This window comes from Amycolatopsis sp. WGS_07 (genome assembly GCF_045278895.1).
In the GTDB taxonomy this organism is placed as follows: Bacteria; Actinomycetota; Actinomycetes; order Mycobacteriales; family Pseudonocardiaceae; genus Amycolatopsis.
The window spans coordinates 5023051-5037739 of record NZ_CP136053.1; the positions used below are offsets into that span (position 1 = coordinate 5023051).

General features: G+C 69.8%; 17 protein-coding genes. 10 read left to right on the forward strand and 7 right to left on the reverse strand.

Annotation, left to right across the window (positions count from 1 at the left end; genetic code table 11):
* Nucleotides 1-6: 6 nt before the first annotated feature.
* The 5 genes from RPX00_RS23770 to RPX00_RS23790 all read left to right on the forward strand — a co-directional run bounded on the left by RPX00_RS23770 (nucleotide 7) and on the right by RPX00_RS23790 (nucleotide 3971).
* Nucleotides 7-237: a hypothetical protein gene (locus tag RPX00_RS23770; RefSeq protein WP_406642567.1), complete on the forward strand. Its 231-nt coding sequence runs from the start codon at nucleotides 7-9 to the stop codon at nucleotides 235-237.
* 150 nt (nucleotides 238-387) lie between these two features.
* Nucleotides 388-750: a hypothetical protein gene (locus RPX00_RS23775; protein ID WP_406642568.1), complete on the forward strand. Its 363-nt coding sequence runs from the start codon at nucleotides 388-390 to the stop codon at nucleotides 748-750.
* Between the two features lie 85 nt (nucleotides 751-835).
* On the forward strand, nucleotides 836-2050 hold the full coding sequence (locus RPX00_RS23780) for an NBR1-Ig-like domain-containing protein (RefSeq protein ID WP_406642570.1): 1215 nt from the start codon (nucleotides 836-838) through the stop codon (nucleotides 2048-2050).
* A 521-nt stretch (nucleotides 2051-2571) separates the two neighbouring features.
* Nucleotides 2572-3393, forward strand: coding sequence for a choice-of-anchor P family protein (locus tag RPX00_RS23785; RefSeq protein ID WP_406642572.1), 822 nt, complete (start codon nucleotides 2572-2574; stop codon nucleotides 3391-3393).
* A complete protein-coding gene (locus tag RPX00_RS23790; RefSeq protein ID WP_406642574.1) occupies nucleotides 3390-3971 on the forward strand; it encodes a class F sortase in 582 nt (193 codons plus the stop codon). The genes RPX00_RS23785 and RPX00_RS23790 overlap by 4 nt, the downstream gene beginning before the upstream one ends.
* 63 nt (nucleotides 3972-4034) lie before the next feature.
* Here the strand turns inward: RPX00_RS23790 and RPX00_RS23795 are convergent, their stop codons facing one another.
* Nucleotides 4035-4529, reverse strand: a complete 495-nt coding sequence (locus RPX00_RS23795) for a MarR family transcriptional regulator (protein WP_406642575.1) — start codon at nucleotides 4527-4529, stop codon at nucleotides 4035-4037.
* A 40-nt stretch (nucleotides 4530-4569) separates the two neighbouring features.
* Nucleotides 4570-4812: a hypothetical protein gene (locus RPX00_RS23800; protein WP_406642577.1), complete on the reverse strand. Its 243-nt coding sequence runs from the start codon at nucleotides 4810-4812 to the stop codon at nucleotides 4570-4572.
* 105 nt (nucleotides 4813-4917) lie between these two features.
* Here RPX00_RS23800 and RPX00_RS23805 point away from each other — a divergent pair, with 105 nt between their 5' ends.
* Both RPX00_RS23805 and RPX00_RS23810 read left to right on the forward strand, forming a co-directional pair.
* Complete coding sequence (locus RPX00_RS23805) at nucleotides 4918-6279, forward strand: FAD-binding oxidoreductase (protein WP_406642578.1); 1362 nt, start codon at nucleotides 4918-4920, stop codon at nucleotides 6277-6279.
* A 146-nt stretch (nucleotides 6280-6425) separates the two neighbouring features.
* Nucleotides 6426-8192 carry an MFS transporter gene (locus RPX00_RS23810; protein ID WP_406642580.1) on the forward strand — a complete coding sequence of 589 codons (1767 nt, stop codon included), beginning with the start codon at nucleotides 6426-6428 and terminating at the stop codon, nucleotides 8190-8192.
* Here the strand turns inward: RPX00_RS23810 and RPX00_RS23815 are convergent.
* The 3 genes from RPX00_RS23815 to RPX00_RS23825 are packed head-to-tail and all read right to left on the reverse strand — an operon-like array spanning nucleotide 8158 to nucleotide 10363.
* The gene (locus RPX00_RS23815) at nucleotides 8158-8367 is read right to left on the reverse strand and encodes a DUF1737 domain-containing protein (protein ID WP_406642582.1); all 210 of its coding nucleotides are present in this window, start codon (nucleotides 8365-8367) and stop codon (nucleotides 8158-8160) included. The genes RPX00_RS23810 and RPX00_RS23815 overlap by 35 nt on opposite strands.
* Before the next feature lie 50 nt (nucleotides 8368-8417).
* Nucleotides 8418-9773, reverse strand: coding sequence for a DHA2 family efflux MFS transporter permease subunit (locus RPX00_RS23820; protein ID WP_406642583.1), 1356 nt, complete (start codon nucleotides 9771-9773; stop codon nucleotides 8418-8420).
* Nucleotides 9770-10363, reverse strand: a complete 594-nt coding sequence (locus tag RPX00_RS23825; protein ID WP_406642585.1) for an NADPH-dependent FMN reductase — start codon at nucleotides 10361-10363, stop codon at nucleotides 9770-9772. The genes RPX00_RS23820 and RPX00_RS23825 overlap by 4 nt, the downstream gene beginning before the upstream one ends.
* 64 nt (nucleotides 10364-10427) lie before the next feature.
* On the opposite strand from RPX00_RS23825, the gene RPX00_RS23830 reads away from it, so the two are divergent.
* The gene (locus RPX00_RS23830) at nucleotides 10428-11033 is read left to right on the forward strand and encodes a TetR/AcrR family transcriptional regulator (protein WP_406642587.1); all 606 of its coding nucleotides are present in this window, start codon (nucleotides 10428-10430) and stop codon (nucleotides 11031-11033) included.
* Here RPX00_RS23830 and RPX00_RS23835 read toward each other — a convergent pair.
* Entirely contained in the window at nucleotides 11017-11691 is a 675-nt protein-coding gene (locus RPX00_RS23835; protein ID WP_406642589.1) for a peptidylprolyl isomerase, read from the reverse strand. The two genes, RPX00_RS23830 and RPX00_RS23835, sit on opposite strands and share 17 nt — an antisense overlap.
* Before the next feature lie 52 nt (nucleotides 11692-11743).
* On the reverse strand, nucleotides 11744-11998 hold the full coding sequence (locus RPX00_RS23840) for a DUF2631 domain-containing protein (protein WP_370939364.1): 255 nt from the start codon (nucleotides 11996-11998) through the stop codon (nucleotides 11744-11746).
* A gap of 93 nt (nucleotides 11999-12091) precedes the next feature.
* Between RPX00_RS23840 and dxr the strand changes: the two genes are divergently transcribed.
* Nucleotides 12092-13288, forward strand: coding sequence for a 1-deoxy-D-xylulose-5-phosphate reductoisomerase (gene dxr / locus RPX00_RS23845; RefSeq protein WP_406642591.1), 1197 nt, complete (start codon nucleotides 12092-12094; stop codon nucleotides 13286-13288).
* A 175-nt stretch (nucleotides 13289-13463) separates the two neighbouring features.
* Nucleotides 13464-14666 (forward strand): M50 family metallopeptidase, encoded by a 1203-nt coding sequence (locus tag RPX00_RS23850; protein ID WP_406642593.1) that lies wholly within the window; start codon nucleotides 13464-13466, stop codon nucleotides 14664-14666.
* The last annotated feature ends 23 nt before the right edge of the window (nucleotides 14667-14689 follow it).

The following is a 14689-nucleotide window of genomic DNA, read 5'->3' on the forward strand; positions in this document are numbered from 1 at the left end:
GAAGGAGTGACCGATGAAGAACTCATCATCGAGTTCGCTCTGGCCCGGCTCGACAACCCGAGCCTCGACCTCGAAGAGGTCGCCGAGCTTCTCGTCCGCCGCGTCGGACCGGACCACATGCTCGACTTCGCCGCGCGCAACCTCGAGACGCGCGGAGAACTGCGCGGCGCGATGTTCGAATCGGCCGTCGAACACGTCTTACGCGTTGTCCTGACGCTGCGCGGCCCGGCCGACTGAGCCGTGGACAATTCGCTGACCTGCGCGGACAACCGCGCACATTGACCGTGGACGGCCAGCGGTTGAGCACAAACCGGACGGCGCGCTGGGATGAGTGCACCGGGATTTCCCGGCTGTCACTCCATTCCATTTTCGTCCGAGGGGACACCCATGAAGATCGGCAAGACGCTGATGGCCGCCTCCGCGCTGGGGATCGCACTCGCCGGCATCGCCGCGCCCGCCGCGTCGGCGGACACGGTGAGCGCGCAGGGCAAGCACACCGCGAGCATCGCGTGCTCGAAGCCGTCCGGAAAGAAGTCCAACTACTCCTGGGGCGACGGCTTCACGAACGTGACCGTGTACTTCAACAACCACTGTTCGCACAAGGTTTCCGCGGGCATCGTGGTGAAGGACATGGACGGTGCGCTGAGCGTCCAGTGCATGACCACCAACGGCGGCACGAGCGGCAAGAAGAAGTTCCACATCGGCGCTGATCACACGGTCGCGCGCATCCAGAAGGGCTGCAAGCTCTGAGCCGCTGACGAGCCGGGGCCCGGGGCTGCGCCGCCCCGGGCCGCCTGGCAACCTCCAAGGGTCGCAATCGATCTTTGGAGGTGTCATGAGCGAGCCCGCGGCCGGGCAGCCCCGGGCCCGCCGAGGTCGCAGGCACATCGTGCCCGACGCCGGCGCGGGACCCGTCGCCCGTTTCGCCCGCGCGCTGCTGGACTTGAAGCGGGAAGCGGGTGACCCGTCCTACGACCGGATGCGCACGGAACTCGGCGCGGCGGCGTCGAAGTCGGCGCTGTCGGCCGCCACCCGCGGCCGCAGCGCCCCGTCGTGGCCGACGACGTGGGAGTTCGTCCGGAGCCTGGCGGTGACGAGCCTCGGCCGCGACGAGGAGAGCGTCCGGCGGGAATGGCGGGAACGCTGGGAAGAGGCGGTCGAGGGGACGGCGGATCCGGAAACCTCGTCGAGCCCGGTCGGTGCTGCGCGGGGCTCGGAGTCTTTGCCGGAGGAGCGGCGGTCCTCGGCGAGTCCGGTCGGTGACGTGGCGGGCTCGGAGTCTTTGCCGGAGGAGCGGCAATCCTCGCCGGGCCCGGTCGGTGCTGCGCGGGGCTCGGAGTCTTTGCCGGAGGAGCGGCGATCCTCGGCGAGTCCGGTCGGTGACGCGCCAGGCCCGGAGCCCCTGCCGAAGGACCAGCCGTCCCCGTCCGAACCGCTCGGCTCGGCAGCCGGGCCGACCGGCGAACCTGCGCCATCCAGCCGCGAAACCCCCGCCGACAGTCCGGCTCAGCCGATGTCCGCCGAGGCCTTCCGCCCGGCCTCCGGTGAACCGGTCAAGACCCGCCGCTGGGGTTCGATCGCCGTCGCGGCGACCGTGCTGGTCGTCCTCGGGCTCGTGGCCGCCGTCGTGGTGCTGGCCACCCCGTCCTCCCGCGAGAAGGACGCGGCCGCCCCGCACTACCCGCTTCCCGGCGACTCGTCCGGCTTCGGCGGCGACGGCCTGTCCGGCGACGTCACCTTCCCGGACGGCGCGAAAGCCCGCTACGGCCAGACATTCACCAAGATCTGGCGGCTCAAGAACACCGGCTCGGTGCCGTGGCGCAGCCGCTATCTCCAGGTCGCCGGCGGCACCACCGTCCTGTGCCCCTCGCCGCCGCGCGTGCCGGTCCCGGACGCCGAACCGGGCCAGCTGGTGGAGGTGAGCGTCCCGGTGACGCCGACCGGCACCGGGGTCTGCCACGTCCTGTGGAAAATGGTCGACGAACGGGGTGCGCTGGTGTTTCCGGACCGGACCGGGATTTTCTACCAGGTCGTCGTCACCGTCGAGTAAGCGCGCGAGTCCTTTGCGGACTGTCCGCATTCGCGCATCGCCGCTGGTCACCGCCCTGGCAAGGAAAATCGTACCCTTTTTCCCGTTCGCTCGTTCCGCTCCGGCTGATTCCATTGTGGACAATTTCCGCCCGGCCCGCCCCCGGTTCCGGGGCGAATTGGCGGGGCGGGAATGGGCGGTAGCGGTCACATTACGGCGGGTGCCCGCCGCGAACCCTTCGCAGGATCACCCCTCCGGGTGGGGCGCGGGGCAATCCGCCATCGGGGCCTCGGTTCCGGTAGCTCAGCGTGAGAAAACGGCGTCGGCGAGGCCGCGTTACATCACTCTTTAGTGGTGAAATTGCGATAATTGCGGTCACGGGAACCGTTCGGCGGGCGCGCTGCGCGACGGATCTTGCTTTGCGTTTACCAGTGGTCTTGATAATGTCGCGGCCTGCCGACGGCCGACAGTTGTGCTCGGTCACGCGTGGATTCGGGGATCCGTGCGCCGGCTCCATTTCTTGATGTTCGGAAGGACAATTCATGCGTTCTGCCCTGCTGCGCGGACGAACCGTCGCGGTCGCCGTTCCCGCGCTGGCTCTGCTCGCCGCCGCCGTCGCCCCGCCGGCGTTCGCCGACGCTCCCGCCGGGTCGGCCTACGGTGCGTCCGCCTCGGTTTCGCTGCTGCCCGGCGTGCTGGGCGACAAGGGAATCACCGTCGACACCGGCAAGATCGCCCCGTCCTCGACCGCGGGCCCGGAGTCGGCGGAGGTGGTGAACGTGCCGCTGAAGGGCCTGGTCACGGCCAAGGCGATCAGCAGCTCGGCGAAGCAGGACGGCAGCAACGGCCCGGTCGACGCGAAGGCCTCCATCGTCGACGCCGCGCTGCCGGTGCTCGCCCCGCTCGCCGGTTCCACCCCGAAGGCGCGCGTGATCAGCTCCGAGTGCAAGTCCACTCCGGACGGCATCACCGCCTCGTCCGAGCTGGCCGGCCTCGACCTCGGCAAGATCGGCAAGATCCCGGTGTCGACCAAGCCGAACCAGAAGCTCGGCATCGACGGCGTGGTGCAGGTGATCGTCAACGAGCAGGTCAAGCACTCCGACGGCAGCCTCACCGTCAACGCGCTGCACATCAAGCTCCTCGGCGGCGACGTCACCGGCGCGCTCGGCAAGGGCGACATCGTCCTCGCCTCGGCCACCTGCGCCAAGGTTGCGGGCAACCCGACCACTCCGCCCACCACCAAGCCGAGCGAGCCGGGCAAGCCGACCGCTCCGCCCGCCGAGGGCCCCGGCCAGGTGACCGTCGTGCCGGTCGGCGCGCCGGAGACCGGCGACGGCTCGCTGGCTTCGGTGACCGCCCGGTGACCCGTTCCCGGTTCGGGCTTTTCGCGCTCTTGCTGGCTTTCGTCGCGAACTTCGCCCTGCTGGGCTGCGGTTCGGCGGATACCCCGCCCGCCGCCGCCCCGGCGAGTTCCGCGGCGGCCGCGCAGCAGGTCGCGGACCCGGTCTCGCTCGACGTTCCCAGCATCGACGCGCATTCGTCATTGGTGCCGCTCGGCCTCAACGACGACAAGACCGTCCAGGTCCCGCCGGTCGACCAGCCGCTGCAGGCGGGCTGGTACCACTTCGGCCCCAAACCGGGCCAGGTCGGGCCGGCGGTCGTCCTCGGCCACATCGACGGCAACCACCAGAAGGGCATTTTCTGGCGGCTGCACGAGATGAAGAAGGGCGACAAGGTCGTGGTCGGCCGCAAGGACGGGTCGAAGGCCTCGTTCACGGTGACCAAGGTGGACCAGATCGCGAAGAAGACGTTCCCCACCGAAGCCGTGTACGGGAACACCTCCGACGCGCAGATCCGGCTGATCACCTGCGGCGGCGCGTTCGACGCCGAAAAGAAGAGCTATCTCGACAACATCATCGTGTACGGCACGCTCGACAGCTGAGCTGCCGATCCCGGTACTGGGCCTCGTCGTTTCGCGCTCGGGCGAAGCGGCGAGGCCCTTCCGTCATTCCCCGGAAAGCTCGTCGGTCGCGGCCCGGCCCGCCTCGGCGGTGCGGCGCAGGAAGCCGGCGATCAGCATCAGCTCGTCCTCGGTGTACCCGGCGCACAGTTCGTCCATCGCCGAATTCATCCCGCCGTACACACGAAACAGCTCCTGTGTGCGTCCCGGCACCGCGCGCACGGTGACCGCCCGCCGGTCCGCCGCGTCGGGATCCCGTTCGCGCACCACCCATCCGCCGCGCTGCAGCCGGTCGAGGATGCCGGTGACGGTCGCCGGGTGCAGTCCCGCGCGGCGGGCGAGCGCGCTCGGGCTCAGCGGTCCGCCGGACGAGATCAGTTCGAGGCAGTCGAGGTCGACGTCCTTGAGCTTCAGCCGTCCGCCGACCTGGTGGTTCAGCAACGACAGCTGATTGCGCAGTTCCCGCAGCGACTCCTTGAGCGCCACCGTGGTGCGCCGCCTGCGCCGCGCCTGCTCCGTTCCGGATGCTCCGGACGCCATCTGCCCCGCCTCCCGTTTCTCGCTGGTCAGCGTAGCCGGGTCAGGCGGCGGCGAGCAGCGCTTCCCCGGCCGGGGTCAGCACGGCGGGCACCGGCTGTCCGAGCGGCCCCGGTTCGCTCGCGCGCACCAGGCCGGCGTGCGCCAGCGCGTGCGCGGTGAACTGGTCGCTGCAAGGCAGGCCGTCCACGAACAAATCCGGCTCGCTGCTGCAGGTCAGCCGTCCGCGCCCGGCGGCGACGGCACGCAGCATCGAGATCCCGCGGCGGGTGACGGTGGTGGTCATGGCTGCCTCCTCGAAGCTCGCTCTCACTGGTACGTCGAACGAGCGGCCCGGATTTCGACCTAACCTGACGGGGAAAGCAGACCAGAAGAAGGCGGGAGCCCTCCCATGCTGATCGACGACCTGCACGCCGTCGTGGCGGACGACCGGATCGTGCGGGACCCCGACGTGCTGCGCGGCTATGCGCACGACGAGGCGGAATGGGCCCCGTACGGCGAACCGGCGGTCTTGGTCCGGCCGCGCACCGCGGACGAGGTCCAGGCGGTCGTGCGGCAATGCATCAAGCACGGCACGCCGGTGGTGCCGCGCGGCGCCGGGACCGGGCTGTCCGGCGGGGCCAACGCGCTGGCCGGCTGCGTCGTGCTGGCGACCGACCGGATGACCGCGATCAAGGAAATCGACCCGGTGGAACGGCTCGCGGTGGTCGAACCGGGCGTGGTCAACGACGATCTGCGCGCGGCCTGCGCGGAACGCGGGCTGTGGTATCCGCCGGACCCGGCCAGTTCGCCGTGGTCGACCATCGGCGGCAACGTCGCGACCAACGCGGGCGGCGTCTGCTGCGTGAAGTACGGCGTGACCCGCGACTACGTGCTCGGGATGCAGGTCGTCACCGGCACCGGCGAACTCGTCCGGCTCGGCCGCCGCACCGCGAAGGGCGTCGCCGGCTACGACCTCGCCGGGCTGATGGTCGGGTCGGAAGGAACGCTCGGCGTCATCACCGAAATCACCGTGCGGCTGCGGGCGAAGCGCGCCCCGGAGGCGACCGTCGCCGGGTATTTCGACTCGACGGTCGCGGCGGGGGAGGCCGCCGCGGCGATCCGGGCGGCCGGGATCGTGCCGTCGGCGCTGGAGCTGGTGGACCGGCATTGCCTGGCCGCGGTCGACGCGTGGAAGAACATGGGCCTGTCCGCGGACGCGAACGTGGTGCTGCTCGGCCGCAGCGACGTGCCGGGCGGGCACGAGGCGGCGGCGATGGTGGAGTGCTTCGAAAAGGCGGGCGCGACCTGGGCCGCGCAGTCGACCGACGAGGCCGAGGCGGACGCGCTGTTCGCCGCCCGGCGGCTGGCGTACCCGGCGCTCGAACGGCTCGGCCCGGTGCTCACCGAAGACGTCTGCGTGCCGACGCATTTAGTGCCGGAAATGCTCGCCAGGATTGATCTGGCCGCAGAGCGGCATGACACGCAAATCGCCAATATCGCGCATATCGGCGACGGAAATCTGCATCCGCTGCTGATTACGCCGAACGGGGACGACGACGCGCAGCGCCGCGCGCAGGCCGCGTTCGACGACATCGTCGCCGACGCGCTCGAACTCGGCGGCACGGTGACCGGCGAGCACGGCGTCGGCCTGCTGAAGCGGCCTGGCCTGGAAAAAGAGCTGGGACCGGCGGTGCTCGGCCTGCACCGCGCGGTCAAGGACGCACTCGACCCGCACGGGATCCTCAATCCGGGAAAGGTCGTCGGCGGTTAACTCGGCCGGGTGAAAGTAAATAGTCCACAAAGGATAGTCACGCATTTGTGACCCTTGTCTCCCAGTCGTTTTCGATTGTTGGTTGCCTACCGCAAGCAACTTGCTTAGCCTAGCTAAGGGAACGGCTGGGAGAGAGGTTTTCGACTGTGGCGGAGCGCAGGACGTATTCGATCGCGGAACTCGGTCCGCGGTACAAGTGGATCGCGCTGTCCAACACGACGCTCGGGATGCTGATCGCGACGATCAACTCGTCGATCGTGCTGATCGCGCTGCCGGACATCTTCAAGGGCATCGGCATCAACCCGCTGGAACCGTCGAACACCAGCTACCTGCTGTGGATGATCATGGGCTTCCTCGTGGTCACCGCGGTGCTGGTGGTGGCGTTCGGCAGGCTCGGCGACATGTACGGCCGGGCCAGGATGTACAACCTCGGCTTCGCCGTGTTCACCGTTTCCTCGATCATGCTGGCGATCACCTGGTTCGACGGCGACGCGGCCGCGTTGTGGCTGATCGGCTGGCGGATCGTGCAGGGCGTCGGCGGCGCGTTCCTGATGGCGAACTCGTCGGCCATCCTCACCGACGCCTTCCCGGCCAACCAGCGCGGGCTCGCGCTCGGCATGAACGGCGTCGCGGCCATCGCGGGCTCGTTCCTCGGCCTCGTGGTCGGCGGCGTGCTCGCGCCGGTGAACTGGAACCTGATTTTCCTGGTGTCGGTGCCGTTCGGCGTCATCGGCACGGTGTGGGCGTACGTCAAACTGCACGACACCGGGGTCCGCCAGCACGCGAAAATGGACTGGTGGGGCAACATCACCTTCGCCGTCGGCCTGATCGCGGTGCTGGTGGGGATCACTTACGGAATCCAGCCGTACGGCACTTCGCAGACCGGCTGGGGCAGCCCGATGGTGCTGTCCTGCCTGATCGGCGGGGCCGCGGTGCTGATCGCGTTCGTGGTCATCGAAACGAAGGTGCCCAACCCGCTGTTCCGGCTGTCGCTGTTCCGGATCCGCTCGTTCAGCTGGGGCAACCTGGCGAACCTGACCGCGTCGCTCGGCCGCGGCGGGCTGCAGTTCGTGCTGATCATCTGGCTGCAGGGAATCTGGTTGCCGCAGCACGGTTTCACCTTCGAGCAGACACCGCTGTGGGCCGGCATCTACATGCTGCCGCTGACCATCGGCTTCCTGGTGGCCGCGCCGACGTCCGGCATCCTGTCCGACCGGATCGGCAGCCGCGCGCTCGCCGCCGGCGGCCTGGTCATCACCGCGGTCACCTTCCTGCTGCTGACGCTGCTGCCGGTGAACTTCGACTACTGGGCGTTCGCCGGGATCCTGCTGCTCAACGGCATCGGCATGGGCATGTTCTCCTCGCCCAACCGCGCCGAGGTGATGAACAGCCTCCCCGCCGACGCACGCGGTTCCGGCGCGGGCATGATGACGACCTTCCAGAACGCGGCGATGGTGCTGTCGATCGGGTTCTTCTTCAGCCTGATCATCGCCGGCCTGTCGGACCACCTGCCGGCCGCGATGTCGCAGGGCCTGACCCAGCACGGCGTGCCCGAGGCGGCCGCGCAGCAGGTCGCGCACCTGCCCGCGGTGGCGGTGCTGTTCGCGGCGTTCCTCGGATACAACCCGATCCAGCAGCTGCTGGGCGGCCAGCTGGGCAGTTTGCCCGCGGACCAGGCGAACTTCCTGACCGGACGCAGCTTCTTCCCGAACCTGATCTCGGGCCCGTTCCAGGACGGCCTCGCGGTGGCGTTCGGCTTCGCGATCGTGGTGTGCCTGATCGGCGCGGTGGCGTCGCTGCTGACGAAGGACGCGAAGAAGGCGTCGGAGTCGGTGGGGGAGGAGTTGGCCGCGGTCGCCGGGGAGTCCGGCGGCGGGCCTAGCGAGCTGGTTTCTCCGCGGAGCGATCGGTAGCCGGCCAGAGCACGGCCTGAGCGACGATCACGTTCTCGCCGTCGAAGGTCAATGCGGGGCCCTCGTGCAGGCGGTAGCCGAGCGCGACGGCCTCGCTGACCCGGCGGCAGAAGGCGGCGTCGTCGGGGCCGGTGAGGACGCGGTAGACGGGGAGACCGTCCGGGGGTTGGCTCATGCGGTCATGATGTCGTGAGTGGCGATCACGGTTCTAACCGGGATTGCCACTCACGAGGCCCTTCGCACCAGCCACGCCGTCCCCAGCGCCCCCACTGCCCCGACGCTGATCGCCGCGAACCCCAGCCGGAACGCCGCGTCGGTATCCGGCAACCGGCCGGCGATCAGTACCGCGAACACCGCGCCGCCCAGCGATCCGCCCACTCGCAGCAGGATCGTCACCTGTGCGGCCGCGTCCGGAAGGCGTGCCGGTTCAACGGTTTTGTACGCCGCGATCCCCATCGGCATGCTCACCAAAGCCACCGAAGCCCCGTACCCGGCCAGCAAAACCTGGACCACCGCACCAGGCGCGTCCACCGGCAGGAACGCGAACGGCACCGTGGTCACCACTGCCAGCACCGCGCCCGCCAGTGCGACCGGGGCGGCGCCGTACCGGTCCACCGCGCGTCCGGTCACCGGTGCGATCGCCGCCGTCGCACCGGCGAAGCCGAGCAAACTCAGGCCAGTATCAACGAAATCCAGGTGCCTGCCCAGCTGGAAATACAGCGTCACGACGATCCCGCTGCCGAAGATCAGCGCCCCGTTGAACGCGGCGGCCAGGCTCGCCGCCCGGTAAAGCCGGTTGCGGTACAAGGAAAAGTCCAGCAGCGGACGCGGATGGCGGCGGCACCGCTGCACGAACCACGCCAGCAAAGCCAAGCCGGGCACCAGGATCGGCCAGTCGAGCCGTCCGGTTTCGCCCCAGGCGGTCACGGTGTAGAGGACCAAGGGCAGCCCGGCGGCGATCAGGGCGAGGCCGGCGAGGTCGATCCCGCCGGTGGCCGTCGGCGTCCCGCGCGGCACGTACCGGAAGCCGAGAAACAGGCCGACCGCGCCGATCGGCAGGTTGATCAGGAACAGCCACGGCCACGAAAGCCCGTGCAGGATCAGGCCGCCGGCGAGCGGGCCGAGTGCGGGCGCGACGCTCACCGCGATCCCGAGCGTCGCCATGACCCGGCCCAGCCGTTCCGCGCCGACCTGCTGGCCCAGAACGGTTTGTCCGGCCGGGATCAGGATCCCGCCCGCCAATCCTTGCAGGAACCGGAAAGCGATGAGCAGCACGACATCCGGGGCGATCGCGCACAGTCCGGAGGCTACGGTGAACGCGGCCAGCGCGGCGAGCCACACCCGACCGGCGCCGAACCGCCGGGCGAGCCAGCCGGTCAGCGGCAGCGACAGGGCGAGGGCGAGCAGATAGCCGCTCGCCACCCATTGGGTCACCGAGAGATCCGCGCCGAGGTCGCTGCTGATCGAGTCGAGGCCGATCGTCACCACGGACGCGTCGAGTCCGCTCGCGAACGCGCCGAACACGATGATCCAGCAGATCCGCCAGGTCGCCCGGTCGATCGGGGCGGCGGTGGCGGTCACTGCGAGACCCGCAGGGCGCGCAAGGCGGTCGACCAGTCGACAAGTTCGCCGAGCATCCGGGTCAGGATGCCCTCGTGGTGGCCGGCGGGCGCGAACGTCCCGGGCTCGGCCATGTCCGGGATGACGAAGTCGGTGAACAGCCCCAGCGCGACCTGCGAACGCACGCAGGCGACCTTCACCTCGGCGAGCGTGAGCCGCAGGTGTTCCACCGCGCGCGTGCCGCCGTTGGTTCCGTAGCTGACGAAACCGGCGGCTTTGTCGGACCATTCGGCGAACAGGAAGTCGATGGCGTTCTTGAGCGCCGCCGGCATGGAGTGGTTGTACTCGGGGGTCACGAAAACGAAGCCGTCGTAGCTGTCGATCAGCTGCGCCCAGCGTCGCGTGTGGTCGTTGCGGTAGCCGCCGATCGCGGCGGGCATCGGCTCGTCCAGGAACGGCAGGTCGATTTCGGCGAGGTCGAGCACCTCCACCTCGGCCCGGTCGCCGAGGTGCGCGGCGGCGCGGGCGCGGGTCCATTCGGCGACCTGGGTCGCGCGGCGGCCGGGACGGGTGCTGCCGGAGATGACGGCGATGCGAAGCGAAGAAGTCATGCCGTGAAGGTACAACGACCGTTGTAGTTTTGCAACGGTCGTTGTACTTCGGCATACTGAACCGGTGCGGACGGACAAACAACGTGCTCTGCTCGACGGCGCCCTGCGGGTCTTCGCCCGGGACGGCTACTCGCGCGCCAGCATCGACGTGCTCGCGGCGGAAGCCGGGGTCTCGTCGCGGACGATCTACAACCACTACGGCGACAAGTCCGGGCTCTTCCGCGCGGTGATCCTGGACAGCTCGGACCGGGTCGCCGAGCGGCAGATCGCGGTCGCGGACAAGCTGCTCGGCCGGATCGCGCATCTGGAGGCCGACCTCGTCGAGTTCGGCCTCCAGTGGGCGAAACGGGATCCGGAAACCGAACCGCACTGGGCGCTGGTGCGCCAGATCGAGGCCGACCTCGACCACATCGACCCGGAAACGGTCGCGGCCTGGAAGGAACGCGGCCCGACGCGGGTGCGGCTGGCGCTGGCCGGGCATCTGCGCCGGCTCGCCGCGGAGGGCCACTTCGAGCTGGAAGATCCGTCGCTGGCCGCGGTGCACCTCGTGCAGCTCACCGCGGGCAGCGTCGCCGCCGCCGAACCGGGGGAGGACTGGGAAGCGGTGATCCGGTCCGGCGTCGGCGTTTTCCTGCGTGCTTACGCGCCGGGCGTCACCAGCCGAAGCTGACCGAGCGGATCTTCACCGGATGCTTGGGCGCGCCGTCGAGCGGGCCGTTCGGATCGGTCGGGATGATGCCGTCGGCGACCATCCGGTCGAGCGCCTCCATGCCGCGCACCACCTTGCCGAGCACCGAGTAGTTCGCCGGGATGTGCGCGAACGAGTGCACGATGAAGAACTCCGACCCGTTGGTGCCGGGGCCCTGGTTGCCCATCGCGACGGTGCCGCGTTCGTAGGTCTCCGCGCCGGTGACCTCGTCCGGGAATTTGTAGCCGGGGCCGCCCTTTTCGACCTCGTAGATGTCGCCGCACTGCAGGACGCCGAGGCGCGCGGAGTTCGACAGCCGCCAGCACTGCGAACGGTCGTAGAAGTGTTGCAGCACCAGGCTCGCCATGTTGGCGACCGCGCACGGGGCCGCTCCGCCGCTGTTGAGCCGGACGGTGACCGGGCCGTAGTTGTAGTGGAAGGTGACGTCGATCGTCCCGCGGGTGGGCGCGAACGGCAGCGGGCGCAGCACGGGACGCGCGGCCGGGTTCTCCGGCGTCGGCGTGAAAGTGCACTTCACCACCGGCGGCTTGGCCGGGGACGCGGCGCTGGCCGGCGCCGCGGTGCACGGGGAAAGACCGGCGATGACGGCGGCCGCGAGCGCGGCCCAGCGTGGCTTCATGGGCCCGGAAACTAGCGAAAGCGCGGTCCGGGCACCAGCCCCGCCGGCGGGCCTACTTGCGCCAGGCGGTGCGGCTCTTGCGCAGGTCGAGCAGCAGGAGCAGGACGATGAACGCGGCCAGCCCGACGAGCCACACGTTCTCCGTGTTGTTCTCGTGGTTGCCCTTGATCATCACCAGCAGGATGGCCGCGGACAGCCAGCCCGCGATCCGGGTGGCCTTCGGGAACGAGCCGTGCCAGCCCCACTCCGCCGACGGCTCGTCGCGCGGGTCGACCTCGGGGCGCTTCTCGACCGCCTTGCCTGCCACGACCACTCCTTCAAACCGCCCGATGTTGTGCCCTCGCATGATCCCACACCGCTGGCCGCCGCGCGGACACGACCCGGGCCATAATGCTTGCTGATGACTACTCCGCGAAGCATCCTCGTGCTGGGTTCCACCGGGTCGATCGGGACCCAGGCGCTCGACGTCGCCGCACGTAACCCGCATTTGTTCACGATCGCCGGCCTCGCCGCGGGCGGTTCCGATCCGGCGGCGCTCGCCGAACAAGCGATCGCGCACGAAGTAGCGGCCATCGCCGTGACGAAGCCCACGGCGGTCGAAGACGTGCAGCTCGCGCTGTACGCCGAGGCCCAGCGTCGGGGCTACGCGAAGGGCGAGTTCCGTCTCCCGCGCATCCTCGCCGGCGCCGACGCGGTGGGCGAGCTGATCGATTCGGTGCAGGTCGACGTGGTGCTCAACGCGGTGCCCGGTTCTCAGGGCCTCGACCCGACGCTGCGCGCGCTCGCCACCGGCGCGACGCTGGCGCTGGCCAACAAGGAATCCCTCATCGCGGGCGGTCCGCTCGTGCTCGCCGCGGCGAAGCCGGGACAGCTGGTGCCGGTCGACTCCGAGCATTCGGCGATGGCGCAAGCACTGCGTTCCGGGGAGGAGAACGAGGTCGCGCGGCTCGTGCTCACCGCGTCCGGCGGACCGTTCCGTGGCAAGAAGCGCGCGGACCTCGGCGAGGTCACCGTCGAGCAGGCGATGGCGCATCCGACGTGGTCGATGGGTCCGCTGGTCACCATCAACTCGGCGACGCTGGTGAACAAGGGCTTGGAGCTGATCGAGGCGTCGCTGCTGTTCGGCATCGAACCGGCGCGGATCGACGTGACGGTGCACCCGCAGTCCATCGTGCACTCGATGGTCACCTTCGCTGACGGCTCCACCATCGCCCAGGCGAGCCCGCCGGACATGCGGCTGCCGATCGCGCTCGCGCTGAACTGGCCGCACCGCGTACCCGGTGCCGCGGCCGCGTGCGCCTGGGACACCGCGGCGAGCTGGACCTTCGAACCAGTCGACAACGAGGCGTTCCCGGCCGTCGAGCTGGCGCGCGAGGCAGGTACCGCGGGCGGCTGCCTCCCCGCGGTTTTCAATGCGGCGAACGAGGAATCGGTGGCCGCGTTCCTGGCCGGCAAGGCCGGATTCCTGTCGATTGTGGACACTGTCTCGCGAGTGGTGTCCGACGCGGACGAGTGGCGGCGCGAACCCCGCGACGTCGCGGACGTGCTCGCGGCGGAGCAGTGGGCCCGCACGCGGGCCGCCGAGCTGCTGGGATGAGCCGCGACCGGTGCGCGGAGCCGCGCCGGTCGATGCAACACTGGTTTCACGCTGGCGGCGGATACTTGAACCCGAAACTTGTCGGGTGGTCTCACCGCTTGCGGAAGCCGTGGAAGACGACGAACCTGCCGCCACCGCATCGCGGGTCGCGGCTGAGGGGTGAGGTGCAAGGCCCGTGCTTGCCTATGTGATCGGCGTGGTGCTCTTCGCGCTCGCGATCTGTGTTTCGGTCGCGTTGCACGAAGCGGGCCACATGGTCACCGCCCGGATGTTCGGGATGCGGGTCCGCCGGTACTTCGTCGGCTTCGGCCCGACGGTGTTCTCCTTCCGGCGCGGCGAGACCGAATACGGCCTCAAGGCGATCCCGCTCGGCGGCTTCTGCGACATCGCGGGCATGACCGCGCTCGACGAGGTCACCCCCGAGGAAGCGCCGCGCGCGATGTGGCGGTTCAAGGCCTGGAAGCGGACCATCGTGATGTCGGCCGGTTCCATCACGCACTTCCTGCTCGGCTTCATCGTGCTGTTCATCATGGCGGCCACGATGGGCCTGCCGAACGTGGACCAGAAGCCGATCGTCTCGACGATCTCCGACTGCGTGCGCGGCGGCACCACCGTCGAGCAGGTCAACAACCCGGTGTGCCAGCCCGGCGACCCGGCCCCGGCGAAGAAGGCGGGCCTGCTGCCCGGCGACACGGTGGTCTCGGTGGCCGGCAAGGCGACCCCGACCTGGACCGAGATGGTCAACCAGGTCAAGGCGGTCTCCGGCCCGGTCCCGGTGGTCGTGGACCGCGGCGGCGAGCGCAAGACCTTCGTCGTGGACGTGCCGAAGGTGACCCGGCCCGCCGCGAACGGCGGCACCGAATCGGTGGGCGCGGTCGGCGTCGGGGTCGCGCGCAGCATCCAGTACAGCGCGGTCGGCGCGTTCGGCGGCGCGGCGTCGTTCACCGGCGACATGTTCGCCCGCACCTGGGACGGGCTGATGGCCTTCCCGAAGCGCATCCCGGCGGTGTTCAACTCGATCTTCGGCGGCGAGCGCGATCCGGACACCCCGGTCAGCGTCGTCGGCGCGAGCAGGCTCGGCGGCGAGGCGGTCGAGGCCGGGCTGTGGCAGGTCTTCCTGCTGCTGCTGGCCAGCCTGAACTTCTTCATCGGCGTGTTCAACCTGCTGCCGCTGCTGCCGATGGACGGCGGGCACATCGCGATCGTCTGGTACGAACGCGTCCGCGACTGGCTGCGCGGGCTGCGCGGCAAACCCGCGGGCGGCCCGGTCGACTACACGAAGCTGTCCGCGATCACGATGGTGCTGGTGGTCATCGGCGGCGGTGTCACGCTGCTCACGGTGACGGCCGACATCGTCAACCCGATCCGCCTGCAGTAACCCGGCGCACCGGCCGGGGCACG